Genomic DNA, 25,698 nt, shown 5'->3' with positions numbered 1-25,698 from the left:
TCAGCCTTTTTTCAAAATAGTTACTCTTGGAGGCGAAATGTTTATCGGTTTTGATTACGGTACATCTAACTGCGCTGTTGCGGTCATGAAGAACGGGATCCCCACATTATTACCATTAGAAGGCGATAACGTTTATATCCCATCAACCTTATGCGCACCGACAAGAGAATCAGTCTCTGAGCATTTATTTCGCCATTGTAAAATCGCTCCCTCGAATGAAATCGGGCAGCAAATTTTAAAAAGATCTATCGCATTTAACCGTGATGAAGGGATCGATTTAATGCCTGAAGACATCGTATTTGGGCAAGCCGCTTTAGATTTATATTTAAGTGATCCTAGAGATGTATATTATGTGAAGTCCCCTAAATCATTTTTGGGAGCATCTGGCTTACATGAGACTCAAATTAGTTTTTTTGAAGACCTTGTCTGCGCCATGATGAAAAATATAAAGAATACCTCAGAAAATAATTTACAACAGATTATTGATGATACTGTGATTGGACGCCCTATTAACTTTCATGGTCGTGGAGGGGAACTCTCGAACCAACAAGCAGAATCAATACTCTATCGCGCGGCAAAACGCGCAGGATTTAATCATATTACTTTTCAATTCGAACCCGTAGCCGCAGGGCTTGAATATGAATCAACATTAAATAAAGACCAGATTATCCTAGTCGTTGATATTGGTGGTGGAACAACGGATTGTTCATTAATCCAAATGGGGCCCACTTATAGAAATGCACAAGACAGAACACAATCCTTACTTGCTCATAGTGGACAACGGGTGGGTGGAAATGACCTTGATATTTACCTTGCATTAAAACAATTGATGCCGCTTTTTGGGATGGAAAGCCAATCTTTATCAGGCATTAAAATGCCATTCCTGCAATTTTGGAACCCTATTGCTATCAATAATGTTGAAGCACAAAAAGAGTTTTATTCAAGACAAAACTTGGCAGCGTTAACACGCTTAAAACAAGATGCAAAAGAACCTCAAATAATATCTCGATTACTAGAAGTTTATAATGAAACATTAGGTTATAGCTTAGTACGTAAAGCTGAAGAAGCTAAAATTGCTTTATCAGACGCCTCAAGCTATTTAGCACAAATTAAATTAATTTCTGAAAAATTAGAAGTGAATATTCCCCATGAACAAATGGTGGAATCAATTGAATCACCAAAAAGTAAAATGATTGAATTGGTTAAAGAAGCAGTCAACCAAGGCGGGGTCAAACCTGATGCTATTTACGTTACAGGTGGGAGTGCTCGCTCCCCAATATTACACCAAGCTATTAGCCAAGAATTACCTAATATTCCGATAGTACGTGGGGATGATTTTGGTTCCGTTACTGCAGGGTTAACGCGTTGGGCTGAGACTTGTTTTAAATAAGCGACAGAAACACTAATAGCGCAGAATAAATAAGATTCATATTTAGACTGCGCTATTGGTACAAAATATTATTTCTTAACTTTATGAACAATATCAAAGTACTTATCTTTATTATCTTGCTCTGGATAAATACGATATGTGTATTCTTCTGGGGTTACAGTGACATTTTCAACAACACGAGTAAACAAGACTTTACCCTCGTCATCTTTCGCTGTTAATGAGCGAGTTTTGCCATTTTCATCAAATGACCAGTCACCTTTCATTTTAGGTTTTCCATCAAACGTGGTCATATTAAATGTACCGTCTGGATAATACTCAGCTAAACCAAAAAAGTTAGCGACTTGTTTATCATCTGCATTAACTTCTTTTTTATCTTGATCTAAAGCTTCTGTCGTTGTCCATACTTTGCCTACCATAATTTCTTCGTAAGCATTTAATTTATGTTCCGCATTCTGTGATTGGCTTGCTGCTGGAGTTGTAGCTGCTTGAACAGCAAATGACATAGTAGATACAACAGCAAAGAGTGTAGGTACTAATAATTTTTTCATTTTTATCCTCTAATAAATTAACTCAAACAACAATTTGATTAAGTTAAGATTAGCGATATAAAACCAATTTTGAAAATTATATTACGTTTATTTACAAGATAATATCTTATTACAATTAGTAAATACTATTTTACAATAAAAAACATATCGAAAATTCATGAATTTTAAAATTAATACTCTTAATTTTAGCTATCAAGCAATTTATTAATCAACCAGTACCCCGCTTTTCCGGGTGGATTATTCTTAGACCAAACTAAATCCACATCAATTTTACGTGGCCATAAATCATAATTAATACTCACTAAACGGTTATGTCCAAATTGCTTAACTAACCATGTTGGTAATATTGCCCATCCAGCCCCTTGTTCTGCCATTTCTAATAATAATAAATAATTAGGTGCAAACCAGTTCTTTTCACTATTAATAATAATTTGGCTGCTACTGCTTAGCCGTAATTGACGAGTCATCGTTAAATGTTGATAAGTTATTTTTTTCTCTTTAGCTAATGGATGACTATCTAATACATATAAACCTAATTCACCTTGAATAGGTAAACGAGAAAAAGAAATATCCGCAGGATATTCTGTACGGGACTCCATCATACCAACATGGGCTTGTTGGTTCTGGATCATTTCGATAACAGCATTATTTTCTGCAATTAAAAACTCAAACTCAAGATGCGGAAATTGCCTATCTAATGTTGTTACAATATGCTCAGCATGAGGTGGCTGATAGGTATCTGAAAAAGCACAACTTAACCTAGGCTCAATATCAGGGAGCAACTCAACTCTAAGCGCTTGAAGACGCTCATCTGCTGATAAAATATCCTCAACTAAGCTCAAAACTTTTCTACCTGCAAAAGTCAATGTTGATTCACGCCCCTGCCTATCAAATAACGCAAACCCCAAATCGTCTTCAAAACCACTGATTGTCGTACTGACAGTTGATTGGCTTTTATTTAATTTACGTGCCGCAGCAGAGAATGACTTTAAGGATGCCGCTTCCACAAAGGTACGCAATGTTTCTATAGAATAGTTCATAAGGTATCGCTTTTTTCGATGGCTGCCATTTTGTATATATATAAAAAATAGCAAATAATTGCACTCGATTTTTACCTAAAAATTAATTTTCTATATCTTTGAGGTAGTTATGAGCAAGTATACAAAAACATTAACTGAGCGAATTTTTCATGCAGTTTCATTTGAGGTCATCGCAATTGCGATAACTGCACCGGTCAGTGCGTGGCTTTTAGGACGCTCAATTTTCCAAATGGGAACAGTGGCTATTGTCTTATCGACGCTGGCAATGCTATTAAACTTATTTTATAACATGGCTTTTGACCGTTATTGGCCTTTATCCAAGGGGGCTCGCCCAGCCAAAGTGCGTGTTTTTCATGCTGTTGGATTTGAATTAAGCTTTGTGATCATGGGTGTCCCAATGCTGGCGTTTTTACTTCAAATGTCATTCTTAGATGCATTCTTACTTGAAATCGGCTTTTTTGTCTTTTTCTTATTTTATACTTATGCGTTTAATCTTGGATATGACCTTTTACGTGTCCGTTGGTTTGCAAATAGAGAGAACGCAGTAAGTATCTCTGAAGCGGTAGCTAAACGCTCTTAATTTTACTATTAATAAATATTCGAACACCGTGTTGCTTATCTTCACGGTGTTCTTTGTATATTAAAACCCCTATAAACACGCCGAAATAATCCTCTTTTTTTTGCAAAAAATAAAATAGAGAATGATATTTAACTAATTTATCACACAATTAACCTCATTAAGGCTTGGCTACTCACCAAGCCTTTTTACTTATAAATAATATTTCATTAAAAATCAAAATATTAACAAATTATAATATGCACCCACCAAAGTTGATAATAACTATCATTTGCAATTGATAATTATTAACATATAATTCGAATCGTTATTTTACCTTATGAGTCATAACTCAAACATAACTACTTAATACCTGAATTGGTCTCCCCTCTTTAGGTTCAACGAGAAAGAATATTGAGGTTTTATGATGAGTCGAAAATTAATCACTTTTATGCTATCCATAACACTTCATGTTCTTGTTATTGGGTACTTAACCTATGTTACGGCTCAATCATTATCCTTAAAAAACCAAGCACAACAGGATGCGCCTATTATATCGATCGCATTGACTCAAGCTGTCAACGTTGCAGAACCTGAAGAGCTCCCCCTTCCTATAGACACACCTAGTGAGGTAAAAATTGCTTCCAGCCCAATAGTTGAACACGCCGTCATTGTTGCGCCTAAAAAGCAAAAAAAGGTGATCAAAACCCCAAAAGAACCTGTGAAGCCCAAAGAACTCACTAAAAGAACTGAAAACGCTCACAAACCAGCTAATACAGAAATTAAAAATGATTTGCCAATCGCACAACAACAAAAGGCTGGAGCCCTTGTATCGTCTCAATCCGCAGGAATAAAAGGCCCCAAAAACCAACATGCGACTAGTGATACTAATAGCCAATTAATTAATGCTTACCGTGAAAAACTACGCCAAGAAGTTGAGAGAAATAAACAATACCCTCGCCGCGCTAAAAAAATGAAAAACCGTGGTATTGCAACAATACAATTTCAATTAAGCCAAAACGGGGAAATTAGCTTAATTCGCTTAGCAAGTAGCTCAGGAAATGATTTATTAGATCAAGCTGCTTTGCTTGCAGTACAAAAAAGCCGCTCTGTAGGTAAACCACCTGCAGGTTTTGCTCAATCTATAACACTTAATATTGAATTTAATTAACCTCAGTTGAAAATAAATATTATTCCCACTAAGAAGCTACGTCTTAATTAGGTATTAGATATTCATCTAATAGATAGTTATTCCGTATTTGCTTTTTATTCCGAAAAATAATGATAATCTTTATTAATTTTTTAGAACAATTAATGACTCTAGAGAAATTTATTATTATTTTCCAACTATACTGCTAGAAATATTCTCCCTATTTTTCGAAAACTCCTCACCTAGAGAAATATTTTCTCTACAAAACCAAACATTAACATTTCTAAAATTTCAATCGCCAGCAAGGAAAATAAAAAATCCTTTTTATTCATGATATTAAGATGATATTAATTATCAATATAATTTATTTATTATAGAAAAGTTACCAGTTTTGCAAATATAACTTCATTGATATGGCGCAAAAAAAACTAAACATGTCAGAGTAAGATAACCCTTGAATAACATTATATTTAATATGGTCATAAAGGCTCATATCAATGAATACAAAAAATAAATTATTAAATAGCCCTATCTCAAGGCGCAATGTCGTGAAATCTGGCGCTGCAGGCGGTTTATTTGCTGCAGTAGGCGGTTTATCACTTCCTTTCAATGCAAAAGCAATCGATAACACTCAAAACTCAACATCCGCTGAAGAAAAAGCCGTTTGGAGCTCATGTACCGTTAACTGTGGTAGCCGTTGCCTATTACGTCTCCATGTTCGTGACGATGAAGTATATTGGGTTGAATCTGATACCACGGGAGAAGATGAATATGGCAATCATCAAGTAAGAGCTTGCCTGCGTGGCCGCTCAATCCGTAGAAGAATGAACCACCCAGATAGATTAAAGTACCCAATGAAACGTGTGGGTAAACGTGGTGAAGGCAAATTTGTCCGAATTTCATGGGAAGAGGCCCTAGATACCGTTGGTAATAGTTTGCGCGATATTTTGCAAAATTACGGCAATGAAGCGGTGCATGTTCTCTATGGCACTGGCGTTGATGGCGGTAATATCACCAATTCGAATGTTCCCTATCGTTTAATGAATTCATGTGGTGGTTTCCTGAGCCGCTATGGCAGTTATAGTACTGCGCAAATTCGTGCGGGTATGAATTATCTGTATGGTTCTCAAGAAGCCAATAGCCCCGACGATATCGCAAATACAAAACTAGTTGTGATGTTTGGTAATAACCCAGCCGAAACTCGTATGAGTGGTGGAGGTGTGACTTATTATGTCGAACAAGCACGTGAGCGTTCGAATGCGCGCATGATAGTTATTGACCCTCGTTATAATGACACAGCTTCTGGTAGAGAAGATGAATGGTTACCTATTCGCCCTGGTACTGATGGCGCACTTGCAGCTGCATTAGCTTATGTGATTATCACTGAGGATATGGTAGACCAAGAGTTTGTGGATAAATACTGTATTGGCTATGACGAAAAAACCTTACCGGCTTCTGCTCCTCAAAACGGTCACTATAAGGCCTATATTTTAGGCCAAGGTGCTGATGGTGTGGCTAAAACACCACAGTGGGCCGCTAAAATTACAGGTATTCCAGCAGATAAAATCATTAAGTTAGCTCGTGAAATAGGCCAAGCGAAACCCGCTTATATTGTTCAAGGTTGGGGCCCTCAACGTCATTCAAATGGTGAACAAACCGTTCGAGCAATTGCCATGTTAGCCATTATCACAGGTAATGTTGGTATCAGTGGCGGAAATTCAGGCTGTCGTGAAGGCACCTATGATTCAGGTGTTGAATGGTTCCCAATGCTCGATAACCCAGTCAAAACACAAATTTCCGTTTTCACATGGACTGATGCGATTGAACGCGGCACAGAAATGACCGCCATTCACGATGGCATCAAAGGGAAAGATAAATTAGATGTTCCCATTAAGTTCTTATGGTGCTATGCCAGTAACACATTGATAAATCAGCACAGTGATATCGCCCGTACCCATGAAATTTTGCAAGATGACAGCAAATGCGAAATGATTGTTGGTATCGACCATTTCATGACGGCATCAGCAAAATATTGCGATATTTTATTACCTGATTTAATGCCTACCGAGCAAGAAGACCTTATTCCTAGCGAGTCCGCAGGAAACATGTCTTACATGATCTTAGGCCAACCAGCGACTAGCGCTAAATTTGAGCGTAAACCCATCTATGAAATTTTGTCGGAAATTGCTAAACGCTTAGGCCCTGATGTCGAACAGAAATTCACCGAAGGCCGCAGCCAGCACGAATGGGTTAAATATTTATGTGAAAAAAGTCGCGAACGCTACCCTGATATGCCAACTTATGAAGAAATGAAAACCGTGGGTATTTTCAAGCACAAATGCCCAGATGAGCATGTCATTGGATTTAAAGCCTTCCGAGATAACCCTCAAGCTAATCCACTGAAAACACCTTCAGGAAAAATAGAAATTTACTCTGAAAGCCTAGCTGAGATAGCGAAAACATGGCAATTAGCACCAGATGATGTGATTAATCCGTTACCAATTTACACAGAAGGCTTTGAAAGCCATACCGATAGCCTTAATAAAAAATACCCATTACAAATGACAGGGTTTCATTATAAAGCCAGAACACACTCAAGTTATGGCAACATTGATATCTTAAAACAAGCCTGCCGCCAAGAAATATGGATTAACCCAATAGATGCCAAAGCGCGTGGTATTAAGCAGGGTGATATGGTCAAAGTTTTCAATGACCGAGGTGAAGTTCATATTCCAGCTAAAGTGACTCCGCGGATCATGCCTGGGGTGACGGCTATGGGCCAAGGGGCTTGGTTAGATGCCGATATGTTTGGCAAAAAAGTAGACCAAGGCGGGTGTATTAATGTCCTCACAACTCAACGCCCTTCACCGCTTGCTAAGGGAAACCCTCAGCATACTAACTTAGTTGAAATTGCAAAACTATAAGGAGCCCGGTATGTCACAACAATATGGTTTTTATATTGATACACAACGTTGTACGGGCTGCAAAACGTGTGAACTCGCCTGTAAAGATTTTAAAAACTTATCCGCTGATGTTCATTTTCGTCGTATTTATGAATATGCAGGCGGCGACTGGACAGAGCAAGATGGCGCATGGCATCAAAATGTATTTTCTTATTACCTCTCTATTTCATGCAACCATTGTGAAGACCCTGCTTGCGTTAAAGTTTGCCCAAGTGGCGCAATGCATAAACGTGAAGATGGCTTTGTCGTTGTTGACGAAAGTGTCTGTATTGGTTGCCGTTATTGCCATATGGCATGCCCTTATAGTGCACCACAGTTTGATGCAGTCAAAGGGCATATGACTAAATGTGATGGCTGCTATGAACGTGTGGCTGAAGGTAAAAAACCCATTTGTGTTGAATCTTGCCCGCTACGTGCATTAGATTTTGGGCCCATTGAAGAGTTACGTGAGAAATACGGAACAATCAATGAAATAGCACCGCTACCAGCAGCACATTATACCAAACCCAATATTGTATTAAATCTCAATGCAAATTGCCGTCCTGTGGGCGACACCACAGGTTATTTAGCTAATCCGGAGGAAGTTTAAAATGGGCGCAGGCTTACATGAATATCCGTTAATCTTCTTCACCGTTATAGGTCAAAGTGTTGCTGGCGCATTTATTCTCATGGCTCTGGTATTGTTAATGAAACCCATGCAAGAACAGCATCATAAAATAGTGATGAGCATGTTTGGTTTATGGGTGTTAATGGGAGTTGGCTTTTTACTCTCCATGCTACATATGGGCTCACCGATGCGTGCCTTTAATTCGATGATACGTGTTGGGCATTCAGCGCTCAGTAACGAAATAGTCAGTGGCTCAATATTCTTTGCCTTAGGTGGGATATATTGGTTATTGTCATTATTAAAGAAGATGCCCAAGTCTGTCGGCAATATTTGGTTAATCGTCACTATCATTTGTGCGGCAATATTTATTTATGCCATATCTCGCGTTTACCAAATTGATACCGTCCCAACTTGGTTTAATCACTATGGTAGTTTGCAATTTATCCTAACCAGTTTTATTGCAGGGCCTGTTCTTGCCGCATTTTTATTGCGTATAGCAAGTTATGATATCAATAACATCCGCTTTTTTATATTAATCAGTATTGTTGCGGTTATTGCGAGCAGTATTTTGGTAACGGCACAAGGATTTGAATTAGGATCTATCCAAAGTTCGGTACAAAAAGCATCGGATCTTGTTCCTGATTATGCCTCACTGATGGGATGGCGTACTGTTTGCTTAACATTGGGACTAGCTTTCTGGATTTACCCACATGTTAAAATGAAAAACCCTTCAATTATTGGGCTACTAGTCGCCGTATTATTGGTGATTTTTGGTGAATTGATTGGTAGAGGCATTTTCTACGGGCTGCATATGACGGTGGGTATGGCTGTTGCAGGCTAACGACTAATTCATTGTTTTTTACGATGATAAGAAGGTTAATGACTTTCTTATCATCGACAACAATCTCATGTTTCGCTACGATCACACCAAAGAGTCATCATCAACATAGCAATGTGGACAAATATGGAACAAAAATTATTGGCAGATTTTTCGCTTTGCGCGCAAACTTTAGGGGCATTATTTTATTATGACCCTTCTGATGCACGCGTAAATAAGTTAATTGATTTATTTACGACGAGCGAATGGTTAACTGAATGGCCATTTACTCAGGATTATGATTGCCAACGTATTGATAAACTCTTTCAAGATAGTCTTTCTGAATCAGAAACATTACAAGAAGCCTATCAGCGCTTATTTATAGGCCCTTATGCATTACCAGCACCACCTTGGGGTTCTGTTTATCTTGATAAAGAAAATGTTATTTTTGGTATTTCGACACTTGAGTTAAGAGCATGGCTCCGTAATAACCAAATCAATATTGAATTAAACCAAAAAGAGCCAGAAGATCATGTAGGGTTATTATTTCTTCTCACCGCCTGGGTGATTGAAAATAAACCAGAACTACTACGCGAATTGCTAGAATTACATTTTCTACCTTGGGTCTATCGCTATTTAGAGAAAATGCAATTGCAAAGCGGGAATGCATTTTATGAAGCCTCCGCACTATTGGCCACTGAAACTTTAAGACATATCCAACAAGCCGCTAAATTAAATCCAGCGAATAAAGAGCTTTGTCTTTAGTTTTATATCGTTCAAATAACTATTTTGTGAAGTAAAAGCCCTCTAAATAATCTGATTATTTAGAGGGCTTGAATATATTATTGGTACTTTCTTGGCATGTGATTAGTGCCACTGAGGAATTAAAATACGTTGATAGTCGCCTAATTACTGTATTTGCGATAAAGCAGAACCGACGTCAGCAAGTAAATCATCAATATCTTCACAGCCCAGTGAGAAACGCAATAATCCTTCCGTTACGCCTTGCAGTAATCTTTCCTCTTCAGGGATACACGCATGAGACATCATTTTAGGGTAGGAAATAATTGATTCAATTCCCCCTAAGCTGACCGCAACGAGTGGAATACGAATTGCTTCTAAAAATTGTTTTACATTGTCATAGCTACCCAAATCAAAGGAAACCACCATTCCGCCATTTTTGGACTGTTGCATATGAATCATATGGTTTGGGTGTGAAGCTAACCCCGGATAAAAAACGTGTTGTACTTTTGGATGCTCATTCAGATATTCTGCAAGCTTTTGCGCATTTTCACTTGCTCGTTCAACCCGCATTGCCATTGATTTTAAACCTCGCATTGTCAGCCAGCTATCAAATGGTGCAGCAATACTGCCAATAGCAACTGCAGACTTATGTAACCACCTCGCATATTCAGGGTTATTCGTTGCTACCGTCCCCAAGATCACATCACTATGGCCATTAATAAATTTAGTTGCGCTATTAATAGAAAAATCAATTCCAAGAGAAATAACATCTGATAACAACGGCGTCATAAAGGTATTGTCACAGATAGTAATAATATTATGCTGCTGCGCAATCCCAATAACAGATTTTAAATCCGTCACTTGTAACGTTGGATTAGATGGCGTTTCAATATAAAACGCTTTGGTGTTTTCCATTATTGCTTGCTGATAATTCATTGGATTAGTCGCATCAACAAATGTGACTGAAATACCGTAGCGTGGCAAAAATTCAGTCATTAATTGGAAAGAGCCACCATATATATTTTTGCAGGCAACAATATGGTCGCCCTGACTAAAATTAAGCAATACGGCACTTATTGCTGCCATTCCTGAGGAAAAAACTTCAGCAAATTTTGCGTTTTCAATCGCGCAAATTGCCTCACTTAATGCATCTCTTGTTGGATTGGAAAAACGCGAATAAATATGGTCGTAACTTTCCTCAATATTGGCTTGTGAAAATGTGGATGATTGATATAACGGAATAGAAGAACTTCCGGTATATTTATCTGTCATGGGATATCCATGAATAACCTTGGTATTAATTTTCATAATAAAATCGCATTATCAGAAGTCTATTTTAATTGTTGCTATATTGATTTCAGAATAAGCAAAAATAACAAGAGCACCATCAGTGTAAATATCACGACCTAAATATTCTGAATGATTATTTAGTTTTGCTAGTGGTGCTACTCCTTGAAATAAATCTATTTTATTTATTGCAGCTAATTTTGCCTAATCTTTATTATTTTATTCACTTTATTAATATGTGAAACCTAAATACAGATAAACCATCAGCGCAAACGCGGCCGTGACTGTTGCATAAGGCATTTGGGTACGAATATGCTCAATATGGTCACAATCTGTTGCCATAGAAGCCACAATTGCATCACTGGAAATTGGTGATGTCATGTCTCCGTAAATTGAACCTGCAATGGCTGCACCAATCATATATTCAGCAGGCATTCCGACTGAAAGTCCTAATTGCACACCAATTGGGATCATAATGGCAAATGTTCCCCACGATGTTCCTGTTGCTAATGACATCACCGCACTAATTAAGAAAATAAAACCTATTGAGAAAGCTGGCGAAATAACACCCGAGGTGATTTCTGCTATATAGGCACCGGTATTTAAATCTGAAGAAACGGTTCCCATTAAAAAAGCGAGGATCATCACCGAGCTAATTTTTACCATGCTGGCATAGCCGATATATAATTCTTTAAAGAAAGTCTCAATATTAAGTACACGACGTGCTAAGAACCACACAAAAGAGACTAAAGTTCCAAACATGACTCCCCAATATACCGATGTTGAACCGCTACCTTTACTAAAATCGCCATTACCGGTGATATAAAGCGCAACAGGTACCATTAATACCGTTGATAAAATTGGGATAAAGAAATTAAGAGAAGTATGGCAATTAGGGTGCTCAATAATATCTTCATCATCCTGCTCAGCTTCTTCCGCGGATAATAAAGTTAAAGCCTGCTGCTCTGCGCGTAAATCCGCCTTTTTCATTGGCCCCCAAGAAACATTGGAGAAAATATAAAACAGCACTGAAGCGAGGGAAAACCACGCCATGATATTAAATACCATAGAGCCAGCTAAAATTTCAAAAGGCTCTCCAGTAATTAAACCTTTAGATATTTGTACGCCAATAACCCCCATCATTGCCGCTCCCCATCCGTTAATCATGGCTGATGAACACACTGATACACAGGAAGTCTGCACAATGTAGGACATTTTTTCTGGCGAAACTCCGTATTTCTTCGCTAATGTTTTTGTTGATGCTCCAGCAATTAATTGGTTAATAGAGCTTTCAATAAAAATTAACGATGTAATAATCATCGCCATTAATTGAACAGCTTTTTTATTTTTAATTAACTTTGTTTTATTTGTTAATAATTTAACCAATGAACGCACACCTCCAGTAACAACGACGAGCCGCATAATTCCGCCAATCATTACCATAAATAGAATTGTTTTTGTGTTTCCCGGTGATGCAAACGTATTAATAATGCCATCGAGCGTTCCGTTTATACCTAATAATATATTGTGATCATATATAACGGTAAAACCAACTAATATCCCCAGTAATAATGATAATATAACTTGTCGTGTAAAAATGGCTAAAAGTATCGTCACCATTGGCGTGACAATGGTCCAAATCCCATAATCATTCATTAGATGCTCTCTTATTATATTTTATTTTGATTTTAATAAATTAAGATAGTCCGTTTTCTAAATCATTTAATAAGTCTGTGATATCTTCAATACCTACGGATAAACGTAATGTGGTGTCAAATACTTGGATACTTTCTCTTTCTTCTTTTGTCATCGACCCATGTGACATGGTTGCCGAATGGTTCACCATACTTTCAACCCCCCCCAATGATTCCGCTAAAACAAAATATTTAACTTTAGATAAAAAGACTTTGGTGTCTTCAATATCCCCTGCTAATTTAATCGTCACAACCGCTCCTCCTGTACGCATTTGTTTTTTGCATAATTCATATTGAGGATGCGAAGGTAATCCAGGGTAATAAACCTGCTCAACTTTCGGGTGTTTTGATAAATATTTCGCAACTTGTGCGGCATTACTGCATTGTGCTGCCATACGTAATGCTAATGTTTTTAATCCACGTAAAGCAAGGTAGGCGTCAAAAGGAGAAGCAATTGCTCCGAGGGTGGTTTTTAGAAAATCAAGGCGGCTGGCTAAGTCTTCTCTTTGGGTGATCACCGCACCACCAATTAAATCGGAATGGCCGCCAATATATTTACTTGCCGATAACATCACTAAATCGGCACCTAATTCTAATGGTTTTTGGTTCCAAGCTGTTGCAAATGTATTATCAACACAAGTTAAAATATTATGCTCTTTGGCAAGTGAACAAATAGCATTAATATCAACTAATTCTAATAATGGATTAGTTGGGCTTTCAATCCAAATTAAGCGTGTGTTATCTTTTATTTTTGTTTTAACTTCATCAAGATTATTCAAATCAACATAGTCTATTTGGTGACCGCTATTAATGGTTGAAACTCGTTCAAATAACCGAAAAGTTCCTCCATAAACACCCTTCATTGCAATAATATGTGAATCTTTTGGTAATAAATTTAAAACTAAACTTGAAGCAGCCACACCGGATGCAGTCGCTGTTGCATAGCTTCCACCTTCAATTTCAGCTAATAAGGTTTCATATGTATAACGTGTTGGGTTGCTGCAACGTGAATAACAATATTCACCATGCTCTGTTAAGCTTTGTTGAACGAAAGTACTGGCTGTTGTAATAGCAGGAAAAATAGCATGATTAACAGTATCTTGCTGCTTTCCACCATGAATTAAAATTGTAGCAATATTCTTAGTCATTATCTAAAACCCAATATAGTAAAGTAAAAATGATATCTTTATATTTGTTGCTAAAAGAAATATGCCACAGGGAAATAGAAAATTTTTTCTAAAAATTGGTGCCTTTTTTCAAATTAAGAGAAAATTTTTCTATTCAAGAACAAATAGCCTTTAAATTCATGCTGTTGGTTAAGTTTTGATAAATGAGCTAGCCGTCACAATATCATTATTTTGTTTATTCTTCACAATCAATTACCCAGTAAAAACCACATAAGCCACTAAAATAAAACAATAAATGTTCTATGCAAGTTAAATTTTTCATCACGTAATGTAATTATTTGGTAGGTATTTTGTCGTTAATTTAACATACACCTTAGTATTTACGCCTAATTGGCTTCTTCTCATGCTGCATAATAGTCATATAAGAGAAAATTATTCTCTTTCACCTTATTTCTTACAATGAGCTATATCGCTTAGAAGACAGAAAAAGTCGATGAATAAAAATACAATTAATACGTCAAAGAGTGGCTATCAAGCAATAATATGCTCAAAGGCTATTTATAAGAAAAGCACAGAGACTAAATTTGACTGAGTTGTTTTTAATTTAATCACTCTGACTTTTTTTGCTTAAAAAAAACACAGTTAAATATTACAAACTATGAAAAATGAATTGCTATCGTTATTTAAATTATTAGAAAAACGCATAACCACTATATATTTTATAAATTATTCTAATCACACTCTCTTAAAGAATCTCAATTTAGCCTAATACAGAATTTTTCATTAGAAACTCAAACTTGCTCGAACAATATCAGCAATGTATTCCATCTTATATATCCCCATAAAATTACTCTCTAAATGGGTTTATATTTTTAGTGAATAATCATCTTGTATACAAATTATTTATTATGATACAGTCAAAAAATACCTATGATTCAACTATCAAGTATTGGTACTTCTTATATCCTTTACTGTGGTACGACTCACTAGAGCATAAAAATTTATGGTATTTATTTCCCATAATACAAACAGTGAGAATCAAAAAAAATCGCAATTATTATTAGCAAATTTTAACACTGCCTTTTTCTTTTGTTTTTTTACCTTTAATGAAAGCAGCGTTTAATTTAGTGAAAATCTGAATCAGATAAATTTAACTTAATATACACCCTGTTTTGATATCACCTAAAATTAAATTTACCCCAATAAAAACAACTTAATTTTGTAGTAAATACAATATAAGGAAACAACCATGAATAATAACTTTTTAGCGCATGAAGACAGTATGCTTAAGCTACTTGAAAAAGTAGTCAATATCGAATCAGGCTCTTATGACAAAGAAGGTGTAGATAACCACGCTGCTGTCTGGTGTGAAAAATATCGCGAAATGGGGTTCGAAGTCGAAATCATTGAAAATGAATCACTCGGCAATAATTATCGAATATATCACCCTTCAATAAAGGCTGATATATTAATTTTATTGCATTTAGATACCGTGTTTCCTAAAGGCACCGTTGCTGAACGTCCTTTTAGCATTGAAGGTGATCGAGCTTATGGCCCTGGCGTGATTGATATGAAAGGCAGCCATGTCATGGTATATCAAGTCATGAAGCAACTTTATGACAATCAAGATATTCGCTACAAAAATATTGAAATCCTCCTCAATTGTGATGAAGAAATTGGTTCTATTTCATCTCGCGGTGTCATCGAACAATGTGCATTAGGAAAGCGCTACGCACTTGTGATGGAGCCTGCTCGTGCCAATGGCGCTATAGTGAGCGCTCGCCGCGGTGTTGGAACTTATGTATTAAATATTGAAGGAAAAGCCTCTCATTCAGGTATTGCCCCCGAAGCAGGCATTAGTGCAATTCAGGAATTATCATATAAAATCCAAATGTTACACGCACTCTCTGCTCATGATAAAGGCCTATCCGTTAACGTTGGCCTAATTTCTGGTGGAACCTCTGTGAATACTGTAGCTCCGAATGCCAGAGCAGAAATCGATGTCCGTATTTCGTCTGAAGAACAGGGTATTGAGATCGATAAAAAAGTCAGGGAAGTATGTAGTACACCAGTATTAGACGGCATCAAACTCACTTTAACAGGCGGAATTAATCGCCCACCTATGGCTAAAACGGATGAAAGCACCGTTCTTATCAACATCATTAAAGAAGAAGCTGCGCAACTAAACATTGATTTACTTGATGTTTCGACGGGTGGTGGCTCTGATGCCTCTTTTACTGCAGGTGTCGGAACGGCCACTGTAGATGGGTTAGGCCCGATTGGTGGATACCAGCACAGTGATAAAGAATACTTAGAAATACCGTCACTCACAGAGCGTGCACAGTTATTTTTCAATGTATTACAACGCATTACACAATAAATAATAATCCAATAGGAAACTCTATGACAACGATGTCAACAAACACAACAACACCACCTAAAAAACGTTCTGAAGGTCTGAACCCTTATGTTCTTTTGTTTTTCATCTTAGTATTGGCGGGTATTGCAACGTGGATCGTTCCTGCGGGGCAATATGCATCAGAAACAAAAGTCATCACCATGGTAAAAGATGGTATAGAAACAAAAGTATCTAGTTCTTATACCATTCCCGGAAGTTATGAGCGCTTACCAGAACAACACGGTATTTTGCCAGGGCAAATTTTCACCTCAATAGCTGATGGTCTAATCAAAGCTGCTCCTATTATCTTTTTGATTATTTTCACTGGAGGTGCTTTACATCTTCTTGAGGAAACCGGGGCCATCAAAAAAGTACTCAATAATATCTCGCGCAGTAAAAGACTTAATGACTTTTTACTAATCAGTATATTCTTTGTCGTTTTTTCTATTTTAGGGACAACAGGGATTGTCGTTAACTCAATTATTGCATTTGTTCCTATTGGTCTTTTAGTCGCTAAATCCGTGGGAATGGACGACAAATTTGGTGCTGCTTTAGTCTATGTTGCGGCTTATTCGGGCTTTAATGCCTCAATCATGGCACCAATGACAGTGGGTTTATCTCAAGGTTTAGCCGACGTCCCGTTGTTATCCGGCCTCGGTTTTAGAATGGCTATTTATATTGCATTTGTTATCGCGGGTATTCTATTTTTAACGATTTATACCAAGAAATGTCGTAATAAAGGCATGGTTCGTCCTGAGATTGAAATTAATACCGACGAACACCAAACCTCTAAAATTTCAGCTTTGCATGTCATTACTCTTTCCTATAGCGCATTCTGCTTAGTCGGATTTATTTTCGGTGCTGTTGAGTGGGGCTGGGGAGAAAAAGAGATGATGGCTATGTTTATCATCTTAGGCGTTGGCGTGGGTATTTTAAACCGCATGTCTCCTAATACCATTGCAACAGGCTTCTTAAAAGGTTGTGCGGGAATGGTAGGTGGCGCGTTTATCGTTGGTATGGCACGCGCTATTGCTATCGTATTATCTGATGGGATGATTTTAGATACCATCGTTAATGCCATTATTTCAATGATGGATGGCTTACCGAAGACCTTATCTGCCCTTTCCATGTTCGCAACCGCGGCAATTATGCACTTCTTTATTTCATCAGGTTCTGGTGAAGCGGCAGTGCTTGTACCTATTTTTACGCCAATGGGCGATTTATTAGAAATCACTCGCCAAACGACAGTGCAAACTGTATTGCTTGGAGAAGGGGTTGTTAACTGTATTAACCCAACCTCTGGAATTTTAATGGCTGTACTTGCAACGGCAAAAATTCCTTATACACAATGGGTGAGATTTATTTGGCCGTTAGTCTTCACATGGATAGCCATTTCTATTGTCGCTCTAATATATGCTGTAATGACAAATTTAGGTCCTATCTAAGACATCAATATTGAATACCCCCCTTCTTTTTAGCACCACTTTTAAGTGGTGCTAAAAGCCATCGACATTTCCAAAACATCATTTGCTACTTTCAAGATATTGAATGACCTCTTCCATAACTGGAAATATTGTCTTTTCAATATCCATAAATAGTGTATCTTTATCGGTAAAATCAGGTTCAACAAGTAAATTGATTGCTAACACACTGTATTGTGGCATTTCAGTTTTATCTAGATTCCAAGGGCTATTTTTCAAACACTGCCAGTATTCTTTTTGTACGGCTGCATTTTGCCCCATTAACCACAGTTCCAAATTTAGCGTGTTATGATTTAGCACGAGTCCAAATCGAAGTTTTCTTGCCGTCAAAAAACTATTAACTAATGGAAAATAGGTATAATCCAAATAGCCTGGGGATACATTTCCACACTTAAATTCTGTATCTGGATTTCTTGCAATATATTGTTTTACTTGCATGATAGTTTTAATCAAATACTCATAAGCAAATTTCAATTCACCACTTTCTAAGTGCTGCCGATAATTAATTAGCCGCTGTTGCAAATTTTCCATTTCATTACTTCCTGTTGATTTAATTTTGAACTATATCAGTGATAGCCGGATTCTACATTAATGACGAATTAAAAACAGACAGAGTAAGGTAGGAATAGTATTATTAGCGCTATTATGCCTTTTATTCTATTTGAGATTGTATTGTGACTTCATTTGCTGACCTAAATGCGCTTTCTGCGGAACAACTCACTAACTTGGAAGAGTTAGGCTATCTAAACATGACGCAGATCCAAGCTGCCGCTCTTCCCCCTATACTTGCCGGAAAAGACGTCCGAGCACAAGCTAAAACGGGCAGCGGCAAAACTGCGGCTTTTGGTCTGGGTTTATTACAACATATTGACGCCAAATTATTTAAAACTCAGTCATTAGTTTTATGTCCAACTCGTGAACTGGCAGATCAAGTCGCCAATGAATTGCGCCGTTTAGCTCGCGCGATCCCTAATATCAAAATTTTGACACTCTGTGGTGGTATGCCTTTCAGCGTACAACGCGACTCCCTTGCACATGCAGCACATATCATTGTTGCCACACCGGGGCGCTTACTTGATCATTTAAATCGTGAAACAGTACAACTTGATGCATTGCAAACTTTAGTTTTAGACGAAGCAGACAGAATGCTCGATATGGGCTTTATGCCAGATATTGAGACCATAATTGATTACGCACCAATTAATAGACAAACATTATTGTTTTCAGCCACTTGGCCAGAAGAAATTGCACGAATTAGCCAGCAAATTCAAAATAACCCACAAACTATTGAAATCAATAGTGTTGATGAGCTCCCAGCAGTTGAACAACAATTTTTTGAAGTCGCTCGTCACGAAAAAATTGAATTATTACAAAAGCTCTTAAGCCGTGAACAGCCCGCTTCTTGTGTCGTTTTCTGTAATACTAAGAAAGATTGCCAAGCCGTTTATGATGCCTTAACAGCCAGCAAACAAAGTGTCTTAGTGCTTCATGGTGACATGGAACAACGTGAGCGTGACCAAACTCTTGTGCGTTTTGCTAACGGAAGTAGCCGCGTGTTAGTGGCTACGGATGTCGCATCCCGTGGATTAGATATTAAAGCTCTCGAAATGGTGATTAACTATGAATTATCATGGGACCCTGAAGTGCATGTTCACCGTATAGGCCGAACTGCACGTGCTGGTGAAAGCGGTTTAGCAATTAGTTTATGTGCGCCAGAAGAAGCCCAACGAGCCAATGCTCTAGAAGAAATGTTAAACATGAAGCTTAATTGGCAAACCGAACCGACAGGTTTACGAGTCACTCCGTTAGAAGCGACAATGATGACCTTATGCCTTGATGGCGGTAAAAAAGCCAAAATACGTCCTGGAGATATTTTAGGTGCTTTAACCGGAGAAGTTGGCCTCAATGGTGCCGATATTGGCAAGATTGTGATCCACCCTACCCATGCCTACGTCGCACTCAAACGTGAGGTTGCCGTACAAGCTTGGAAGCATTTACAGCAAGGAAAAATTAAAGGGAAATCCGTTAAGGCTAGGTTATTAAAATAATATGTGTGATTCGAGTTTCCTTCTGCACAATGTTAGTACGGAAGGAAACTCGATAATTTTCTTACTTTTCTATGATGTGGCGTTATTCTCTTGCGGTAAGGCAGATTTAGGTAATCCAAAAATCTTATCAAATGCCCAATTAAAAAAGAAAGTATAAATTGGGATAAAAATAATTAAGGCGAAGTCGAGTATTAACGCCTGTAAAAGACTAATTGATAACCACCATGCAATTAAAGGAATTAAAAAAATCACCAACGTTAATTGAAATAATATGGCGTGTACAAACCGGCGCCTAAAGGTTCTAATGCGTGATTTTTGTTTTGATTCCCAATATTCAAATGCGGTATTGAAAATAAAGTTCCAGCTCACTGCAATAGTCGTTATGACTAAAGCTAATGGGCCTGTTGTTTCCGCTGAATTACCAGAAAGAAAAGCCAATGCCAACGCTGAAATTAACCAACCAATAACCTCATAAGCTGTGACAAAAACAATTTTACGTTTAATCCCCTGCATTTTCCCACCTCCAAAAATATCATTATCAACAAGGTGGTAAAATAAATATAATTCAATGATAATAAAAGTCAGCTTCTATCAGTTTTATTGAAAGGTGAATAATGCCATTTAATAGTGACAACCTAACGATTTTTCTCACCGTGTTAGATAAAGGCTCATTTTCTGCGGCGGCTAGAGCATTGAAACGCGTGCCATCCGCGGTCAGTATGGCCGTGGCGAATCTAGAAGCTGAACTTGGATTTGAACTATTTGATAGACACACTCGGGAGCCTAAGCCCACTGAAAAGGCACTTTCATTAGCGCCCTATGCACGGCATATTGTGGCTAATTTATCACAACTCAATACTTTTTCTTTAGAGTTGACCCAAGGTGTCGAAAGTAAATTGACCATTGGTATTGCAGCAGGTATCAATGCCAATTTACTCTTTGATGCTCTTCATATTTTAAGCCAGCGTTATCCTTTACTGCATATTGAACTGATTACCGCACCTCAAGATGATCTTCTACCGTTATTACATGAACAACAAATTCACCTTGCGATTGTCTTTGGCGGTTTAAATGTTAATTCTCAAGAGCAATTTCATTATATTGGCGAAGAATCAATTATTGCCACCATTTCGGCTAAACATCCCTCTTTACAAAATAAAACATCGCTCTATATCGAAGACCTTGTTGAAAGCCGGCAAATTATTATTGCGAGCCGCCAACGTGAATTGAGTGATATACGCATTCTAGTTTCCAGTAATTATTGGAAAACAGACAGTTTTTCTTTGGCTCTCGGTTTAGTCGAGAGTGGTATGGGATGGGGAAATTTCCCTTTGTCACTAATTAAAGATAAATTGAACGATGGCTCACTAAAACCCCTTGAGTTTAAAAATACCCCAAATGGCTTCAAACTGCCTATTCACGCGGTATGTTTGCAAGGTCATGTGCTTAAACGTGGTGCTCAAGAATGCATTGAATTACTGAAAAATAAGGCAATTTAAACCCTAAGTTATCTATTATTTCTACTTTTAATTCCATAAATAAAATTATTCTTGAATACATTAATTATTTTAAATCATTGACGAAAACGTTTGCTTTTTGTTTTGATGGCTATAAAATGCGTCGGATTTTTTTGGCCTGAAAAAAATAACTGGAGACAATCGTGCCTGACGATAAAAATTATAGCCATGGCCCCGTGCCCATATCAGCGCGGAAAGGCGGACTAGCATTAACCTTTGTGATGCTAGGTTTAACGTTCTTTTCCGCCAGTATGTGGACCGGAGGCGCTCTCGGTACCGGTCTTGATTTTCATGATTTCTTCCTCGCAGTTCTTATCGGTAATCTTCTTCTTGGTATCTACACCGCATTTCTTGGTTTTATTGGTTCTAAAACAGGCTTAACCACTCACCTTCTTGCTCGTTATTCTTTTGGTATTAAAGGCTCATGGCTCCCCTCTTTCCTATTAGGCGGCACACAAGTTGGCTGGTTTGGTGTCGGTGTTGCGATGTTTGCCATTCCTGTTGGTAAAGCAACAGGCTGGGATATCAACTGGTTAATTGGTATTTCCGGGGTCTTAATGACCGTTACTGTGTTTTTTGGTATTTCTGCTCTTACAGTTCTGTCAATCGTTGCTGTTCCTGCCATTGCGATACTCGGTAGTTACTCCGTTTACCTTGCTATCACTGATATGGGTGGAATGAGTGCATTGCAGGCTGTCGTACCCGCAAAACCCATCGATTTTAACCTTGCTTTAGCCATGGTTGTAGGCTCTTTTGTGAGTGCAGGAACATTAACGGCCGATTTTGTGCGCTTCGGGCGAAGACCTAAAATTGCAGTACTTGTCGCTATTATTGCCTTTTTCCTTGGTAACTCATTGATGTTTATCTTTGGCGCCGCTGGCGCTGCATCATTAGGTATGGCAGATATCTCTGATGTGATGATTGCTCAAGGTTTACTATTACCCGCAATTATCGTTTTAGGCCTAAATATTTGGACAACTAATGATAACGCCCTATACGCGTCAGGCTTGGGGTTTGCCAATATCACCGGCTTATCCAGCAAAACCTTATCCATTGTCAATGGACTGGTAGGAACGCTATGCGCACTGTGGCTATATAATAATTTTGTCGGCTGGCTAACTTTCTTATCAGCGGCTATCCCCCCTATTGGTGGAATTATCATCGCAGACTACCTCATGTACCGTCACCGCTACGAAACCTTTGACCGCAGTAAAATGCGTGATGTCAACATCAGTGCATTAATCGCTGTTGCCGCTGGGGTTATCGCAGGTAACTGGTTACCAGGTATTGTCCCTGTCAATGCCGTGCTGGGTGGTGCATTATGTTACGCTATCCTTAACCCATTATTAAATCGCCGCCATACTACTGATTCGGAGATGACCCGTGCTTAATCAAACTATCAAACATATCCATAATATCCGTTTACCCGAGCGTGATGGGCTGTGGCGTATTGATATCGACAACCAAAAAATTCAAGCTATCCTTCCACAACCTGAAGGCGAAATATTGCCAAACAGCTTAGACGGTGAAGGTGGTTTGGTGACCGCGCCCTTCGTTGAGCCACACATTCACTTGGATACTACTCAAACCGCTGGGCAACCAAGCTGGAACCAGTCTGGAACACTCTTTGAAGGCATTGAACGTTGGGCGGAGCGCAAAGCGATGCTTACCCACGAGGATGTTAAAAACCGCGCGTGGCAAACCCTTAAATGGCAAATTGCCAATGGTATTCAACATGTTCGCACCCATGTGGATGTGTCAGACCCAACATTAACCGCACTGAAAGCGATGTTAGAAGTAAAACAAGAAATCGCGCCTTGGGTTGATGTGCAAATTGTTGCTTTTCCACAAGAAGGTATTTTGTCTTATCCAAATGGCGAAGCCTTGTTAGAAGAAGCACTACGCCTTGGAGCCGACGTCGTTGGTGCTATTCCACATTTCGAATTTACTCGTGAGTATGGTGTAGAATCACTCCATAAAACGTTCGCTTTAGCACAAAAATATGACCGTTTGATTGATGTCCACTGTGATGAAATCGATGATGAGCAATCCCGTTTTGTGGAAACTGTCGCAGCGCTAGCACATGCACAGGGGATGGGTTCTCGCGTCACGGCAAGCCATACTACTGCGATGCATTCATACAATGGCGCTTATACTTCCCGTTTATTTCGTCTGCTAAAAATGTCTGGGATTAACTTTGTGGCTAACCCGCTAGTGAATATTCACTTACAAGGCCGCTTTGATACTTATCCAAAACGCCGTGGGATTACGCGAGTGAAAGAGATGCTAGCCGCAGATATTAATGTCTGCTTCGGCCACGATGATGTTTTTGACCCTTGGTACCCACTTGGTACAGCTAATATGCTGCAAGTCCTGCATATGGGGTTACATGTTTGCCAATTAATGGGTTACCAGCAAATCAATGATGGGCTGAAACTGATTAGTGAGTACAGCGCACGTACGTTGAACTTGCAAGATTATGGTGTGAGTGAAGGAAAACGCGCTAGTTTATTGATTTTACCTGCAGAAAATGGCTTCGATGCCGTGCGCCGTCAAGTTCCTGTACGTTATTCGGTTCGTGATGGTCAGGTGATTGCCAATACCCAACCTGCGGTAACCCAAATTCATTTAGAACAAACGGAAACCATCCGTTATGGATATACTCCAAAAATCTAACCATTAATTTTTAATTCCAAAATGGCTCTCTACAACAGTAGGTGAGCCAATTGTCTTATAGCTCATCATTAATTTAAATAAAACCAGCCCGAAGAACTAATCTTAATCGGATAAAAAGCAACTAATGACGTATTTCTTACACAAAATTCATTCCTATATACTAGACTTAATCCAATACTTATTGCAGAGCTTGAAAGCTTTGGTGAGCAAATAAACGTCTTATAAGAACTCCTTTTTTGGTTATAAGTGCCATTTCTAAGTATTAAGCGCAATTTCTATTGAAATTCAATGCGAACGTTTTATATTTTTTAGAGAGTTATCTGAAACTGGATTTGAGCTTTATTTATAGCAACAATAACGCTAATACACTGACTGTCATGCAGCGGTGGCCAATATTCCTGTTTTGCTGTACCGCGAATACGTCACAAATAAAGTTCTCTGAATCCCACTTTGAAAAAAATTGGAGATCAGATGAGTACTGAACAAGTCGTTAACCAAAAAAATACTATCGATTCTTGGCAACGCATTGCTGCTGAATTATTAAGTGAGGCTGGTATTAAAATTAATGGCTCCCGCCCTTTCGATATTCAAGTTCACAACCACCAATTCTTTAAACGAGTGCTACAACAAGGCTCATTAGGATTAGGTGAAAGCTATATGGATGGTTGGTGGGATTGCGAACGTTTAGACATATTTTTCCAACATGTATTACGCCATAAGCTCGATAAAAAAATACCTCATAATTTCAGTGATACATTGAAAATTGCTGTCGCACGCGTTCGCAATTTACAAACCCTAAAACGTGCTCGCATTGTTGGAGAAGAACATTACGACCTCGGGAATGACTTATTTTCCCTGATGCTCGACCCTTATATGCAATATTCTTGCGGCTACTGGAAAGGTTTAGAAACGGTTCCTGAAAACCTCCCTCTTGCTCAAGAACAAAAATTAAATTTAATCTGCGAAAAACTGCAATTAAAACCAGGTATGCGATTACTGGATATCGGCTGTGGATGGGGCGGGCTAGCTGCCTATGCAGCAAAAAATTATGGAGTTTCTGTCACGGGTGTCACTATTTCCGCTGAGCAACAAAAATATGCTCAAGCTCGCTGTGCAGGCTTAGATGTCGATATTAAATTAGACGATTATCGGAATCTCAACGACCAATTTGACCGTATTGTCTCTGTAGGCATGTTTGAGCATGTCGGGCCTAAAAACTATGCGACTTACTTTGATGTTATTCAACGCAATTTAAAAACTAATGGTTTGTTTTTACTTCACACCATTGGCTCTAATCAAAATAAAGTAAATGTCGACCCATGGACTAACAAGTATATTTTCCCAAACGGCTGCCTACCGTCTGTACAAAATATTGGCGAAACCAGCGAAGGCAAACTGGTCATGGAGGATTGGCATAATTTTGGTGCAGATTATGACCATACACTTATGGCGTGGTATTCCCGTTTTCAAGCGGCTTGGCCAGAGCTCGAAGATAATTATACGCCTCGCTTCAAACGCATGTTTTCTTATTATTTAAATGCTTGTGCAGGTGCATTTAGAGCGAGAGATATTCAATTATGGCAAATACTTTGGAGCCCACAAGGTGTGACCGGGGGCCTACGGGTTGCTCGCTAAGCTTTTGTCCTGAATATATA

21 protein-coding genes are annotated in these 25,698 nt (G+C 38.4%); 14 read left to right on the top strand and 7 right to left on the bottom strand.

The genetic code is table 11. The features are described 5' to 3' along the window. Window positions 1–37: 37 nt before the first annotated feature. Window positions 38–1,390, top strand: coding sequence for a molecular chaperone (gene yegD, locus PR834_RS04095; protein WP_262960554.1), 1,353 nt, complete (start codon window positions 38–40; stop codon window positions 1,388–1,390). A 68-nt stretch (window positions 1,391–1,458) separates the two neighbouring features. Here the strand turns inward: yegD and PR834_RS04090 are convergent, their stop codons facing one another. Both PR834_RS04090 and PR834_RS04085 read right to left on the bottom strand, forming a co-directional pair. Next, window positions 1,459–1,938, bottom strand: coding sequence for a DUF4822 domain-containing protein (locus PR834_RS04090; RefSeq protein WP_004262272.1), 480 nt, complete (start codon window positions 1,936–1,938; stop codon window positions 1,459–1,461). A 185-nt stretch (window positions 1,939–2,123) separates the two neighbouring features. Continuing rightward, entirely contained in the window at window positions 2,124–2,978 is an 855-nt protein-coding gene (locus tag PR834_RS04085) for a LysR family transcriptional regulator (RefSeq protein WP_004262273.1), read from the bottom strand. Between the two features lie 109 nt (window positions 2,979–3,087). Between PR834_RS04085 and PR834_RS04080 the strand changes: the two genes are divergently transcribed. From PR834_RS04080 to dmsD, 6 genes are all read left to right on the top strand, one after another. After that, the gene (locus PR834_RS04080; RefSeq protein ID WP_094961326.1) at window positions 3,088–3,558 is read left to right on the top strand and encodes a multidrug/biocide efflux PACE transporter; all 471 of its coding nucleotides are present in this window, start codon (window positions 3,088–3,090) and stop codon (window positions 3,556–3,558) included. A 400-nt stretch (window positions 3,559–3,958) separates the two neighbouring features. Further along, window positions 3,959–4,705, top strand: a complete 747-nt coding sequence (locus PR834_RS04075) for an energy transducer TonB (RefSeq protein WP_096863214.1) — start codon at window positions 3,959–3,961, stop codon at window positions 4,703–4,705. A gap of 476 nt (window positions 4,706–5,181) precedes the next feature. Beyond that, window positions 5,182–7,608: a selenate/tellurate reductase subunit YnfF gene (gene ynfF, locus PR834_RS04070; protein WP_262960553.1), complete on the top strand. Its 2,427-nt coding sequence runs from the start codon at window positions 5,182–5,184 to the stop codon at window positions 7,606–7,608. Window positions 7,609–7,618: 10 nt separating this feature from the next. After that, on the top strand, window positions 7,619–8,236 hold the full coding sequence (locus PR834_RS04065) for a DMSO/selenate family reductase complex B subunit (protein ID WP_096863216.1): 618 nt from the start codon (window positions 7,619–7,621) through the stop codon (window positions 8,234–8,236). Window position 8,237: 1 nt separating this feature from the next. Further along, window positions 8,238–9,095, top strand: a complete 858-nt coding sequence (locus PR834_RS04060; protein ID WP_112307327.1) for a DmsC/YnfH family molybdoenzyme membrane anchor subunit — start codon at window positions 8,238–8,240, stop codon at window positions 9,093–9,095. A gap of 123 nt (window positions 9,096–9,218) precedes the next feature. Continuing rightward, entirely contained in the window at window positions 9,219–9,836 is a 618-nt protein-coding gene (gene dmsD, locus PR834_RS04055; protein ID WP_164455248.1) for a Tat proofreading chaperone DmsD, read from the top strand. 144 nt (window positions 9,837–9,980) lie between these two features. Here the strand turns inward: dmsD and PR834_RS04050 are convergent, their stop codons facing one another. The 3 genes from PR834_RS04050 to PR834_RS04040 all read right to left on the bottom strand — a co-directional run bounded on the left by PR834_RS04050 (window position 9,981) and on the right by PR834_RS04040 (window position 13,944). Then, window positions 9,981–11,123 carry a trans-sulfuration enzyme family protein gene (locus PR834_RS04050; protein ID WP_262960552.1) on the bottom strand — a complete coding sequence of 381 codons (1,143 nt, stop codon included), beginning with the start codon at window positions 11,121–11,123 and terminating at the stop codon, window positions 9,981–9,983. A gap of 210 nt (window positions 11,124–11,333) precedes the next feature. Beyond that, on the bottom strand, window positions 11,334–12,758 hold the full coding sequence (locus tag PR834_RS04045) for a Na+/H+ antiporter NhaC family protein (RefSeq protein WP_272536458.1): 1,425 nt from the start codon (window positions 12,756–12,758) through the stop codon (window positions 11,334–11,336). Between the two features lie 40 nt (window positions 12,759–12,798). Further along, window positions 12,799–13,944: a trans-sulfuration enzyme family protein gene (locus PR834_RS04040; RefSeq protein WP_272536457.1), complete on the bottom strand. Its 1,146-nt coding sequence runs from the start codon at window positions 13,942–13,944 to the stop codon at window positions 12,799–12,801. Window positions 13,945–15,172: 1,228 nt separating this feature from the next. Here PR834_RS04040 and PR834_RS04035 point away from each other — a divergent pair. Beyond that, a complete protein-coding gene (locus tag PR834_RS04035) occupies window positions 15,173–16,303 on the top strand; it encodes a M20 family metallopeptidase (RefSeq protein WP_004262318.1) in 1,131 nt (376 codons plus the stop codon). Between the two features lie 23 nt (window positions 16,304–16,326). Continuing rightward, entirely contained in the window at window positions 16,327–17,766 is a 1,440-nt protein-coding gene (locus PR834_RS04030; protein WP_231135933.1) for a YfcC family protein, read from the top strand. Between the two features lie 78 nt (window positions 17,767–17,844). Here PR834_RS04030 and PR834_RS04025 read toward each other — a convergent pair whose 3' ends face one another. Then, window positions 17,845–18,333: a DUF7000 family protein gene (locus tag PR834_RS04025; protein ID WP_004262327.1), complete on the bottom strand. Its 489-nt coding sequence runs from the start codon at window positions 18,331–18,333 to the stop codon at window positions 17,845–17,847. 143 nt (window positions 18,334–18,476) lie between these two features. Between PR834_RS04025 and dbpA the strand changes: the two genes are divergently transcribed. After that, window positions 18,477–19,850, top strand: coding sequence for an ATP-dependent RNA helicase DbpA (gene dbpA, locus PR834_RS04020; RefSeq protein ID WP_272536456.1), 1,374 nt, complete (start codon window positions 18,477–18,479; stop codon window positions 19,848–19,850). Window positions 19,851–19,919: 69 nt separating this feature from the next. On the opposite strand, the gene PR834_RS04015 is transcribed toward dbpA, so the two are convergent. Next, the gene (locus PR834_RS04015; protein ID WP_004262335.1) at window positions 19,920–20,363 is read right to left on the bottom strand and encodes a PACE efflux transporter; all 444 of its coding nucleotides are present in this window, start codon (window positions 20,361–20,363) and stop codon (window positions 19,920–19,922) included. Window positions 20,364–20,464: 101 nt separating this feature from the next. Here PR834_RS04015 and PR834_RS04010 point away from each other — a divergent pair, with 101 nt between their 5' ends. The 4 genes from PR834_RS04010 (at window position 20,465) to cfa (ending at window position 25,678) form a co-directional block, all read left to right on the top strand. Then, a complete protein-coding gene (locus PR834_RS04010; protein WP_112307331.1) occupies window positions 20,465–21,349 on the top strand; it encodes a LysR family transcriptional regulator in 885 nt (294 codons plus the stop codon). Window positions 21,350–21,510: 161 nt separating this feature from the next. Then, a complete protein-coding gene (gene codB, locus PR834_RS04005; protein ID WP_004262339.1) occupies window positions 21,511–22,758 on the top strand; it encodes a cytosine permease in 1,248 nt (415 codons plus the stop codon). After that, a complete protein-coding gene (locus tag PR834_RS04000; RefSeq protein WP_110592197.1) occupies window positions 22,751–24,043 on the top strand; it encodes a cytosine deaminase in 1,293 nt (430 codons plus the stop codon). The genes codB and PR834_RS04000 overlap by 8 nt, the downstream gene beginning before the upstream one ends. A gap of 471 nt (window positions 24,044–24,514) precedes the next feature. Next, a complete protein-coding gene (gene cfa / locus PR834_RS03995; RefSeq protein WP_112307333.1) occupies window positions 24,515–25,678 on the top strand; it encodes a cyclopropane fatty acyl phospholipid synthase in 1,164 nt (387 codons plus the stop codon). Window positions 25,679–25,698: the final 20 nt, after the last annotated feature.

This window comes from Providencia sp. PROV182, from assembly GCF_028480325.1.
GTDB classification, from domain to species: domain Bacteria; phylum Pseudomonadota; class Gammaproteobacteria; order Enterobacterales; family Enterobacteriaceae; genus Providencia; species Providencia hangzhouensis.
This window is presented reverse-complemented; position numbering and strand designations above follow the sequence as displayed.

Excerpts from the sequence above, each read along its gene's own strand:
- yegD (WP_262960554.1), top strand. The coding sequence starts at position 38 with ATGTTTATCGGTTTTGATTACGGTACATCTAACTGCGCTGTTGCGGTC.
- PR834_RS04090 (WP_004262272.1), bottom strand. The coding sequence starts at position 1,938 with ATGAAAAAATTATTAGTACCTACACTCTTTGCTGTTGTATCTACTATG.
- PR834_RS04085 (WP_004262273.1), bottom strand. The coding sequence starts at position 2,978 with ATGAACTATTCTATAGAAACATTGCGTACCTTTGTGGAAGCGGCATCC.
- PR834_RS04080 (WP_094961326.1), top strand. The coding sequence starts at position 3,088 with ATGAGCAAGTATACAAAAACATTAACTGAGCGAATTTTTCATGCAGTT.
- PR834_RS04075 (WP_096863214.1), top strand. The coding sequence starts at position 3,959 with ATGATGAGTCGAAAATTAATCACTTTTATGCTATCCATAACACTTCAT.
- ynfF (WP_262960553.1), top strand. The coding sequence starts at position 5,182 with ATGAATACAAAAAATAAATTATTAAATAGCCCTATCTCAAGGCGCAAT.
- PR834_RS04065 (WP_096863216.1), top strand. The coding sequence starts at position 7,619 with ATGTCACAACAATATGGTTTTTATATTGATACACAACGTTGTACGGGC.
- PR834_RS04060 (WP_112307327.1), top strand. The coding sequence starts at position 8,238 with ATGGGCGCAGGCTTACATGAATATCCGTTAATCTTCTTCACCGTTATA.
- dmsD (WP_164455248.1), top strand. The coding sequence starts at position 9,219 with ATGGAACAAAAATTATTGGCAGATTTTTCGCTTTGCGCGCAAACTTTA.
- PR834_RS04050 (WP_262960552.1), bottom strand. The coding sequence starts at position 11,123 with ATGAAAATTAATACCAAGGTTATTCATGGATATCCCATGACAGATAAA.
- PR834_RS04045 (WP_272536458.1), bottom strand. The coding sequence starts at position 12,758 with ATGAATGATTATGGGATTTGGACCATTGTCACGCCAATGGTGACGATA.
- PR834_RS04040 (WP_272536457.1), bottom strand. The coding sequence starts at position 13,944 with ATGACTAAGAATATTGCTACAATTTTAATTCATGGTGGAAAGCAGCAA.
- PR834_RS04035 (WP_004262318.1), top strand. The coding sequence starts at position 15,173 with ATGAATAATAACTTTTTAGCGCATGAAGACAGTATGCTTAAGCTACTT.
- PR834_RS04030 (WP_231135933.1), top strand. The coding sequence starts at position 16,327 with ATGACAACGATGTCAACAAACACAACAACACCACCTAAAAAACGTTCT.
- PR834_RS04025 (WP_004262327.1), bottom strand. The coding sequence starts at position 18,333 with ATGGAAAATTTGCAACAGCGGCTAATTAATTATCGGCAGCACTTAGAA.
- PR834_RS04015 (WP_004262335.1), bottom strand. The coding sequence starts at position 20,363 with ATGCAGGGGATTAAACGTAAAATTGTTTTTGTCACAGCTTATGAGGTT.
- PR834_RS04010 (WP_112307331.1), top strand. The coding sequence starts at position 20,465 with ATGCCATTTAATAGTGACAACCTAACGATTTTTCTCACCGTGTTAGAT.
- cfa (WP_112307333.1), top strand. The coding sequence starts at position 24,515 with ATGAGTACTGAACAAGTCGTTAACCAAAAAAATACTATCGATTCTTGG.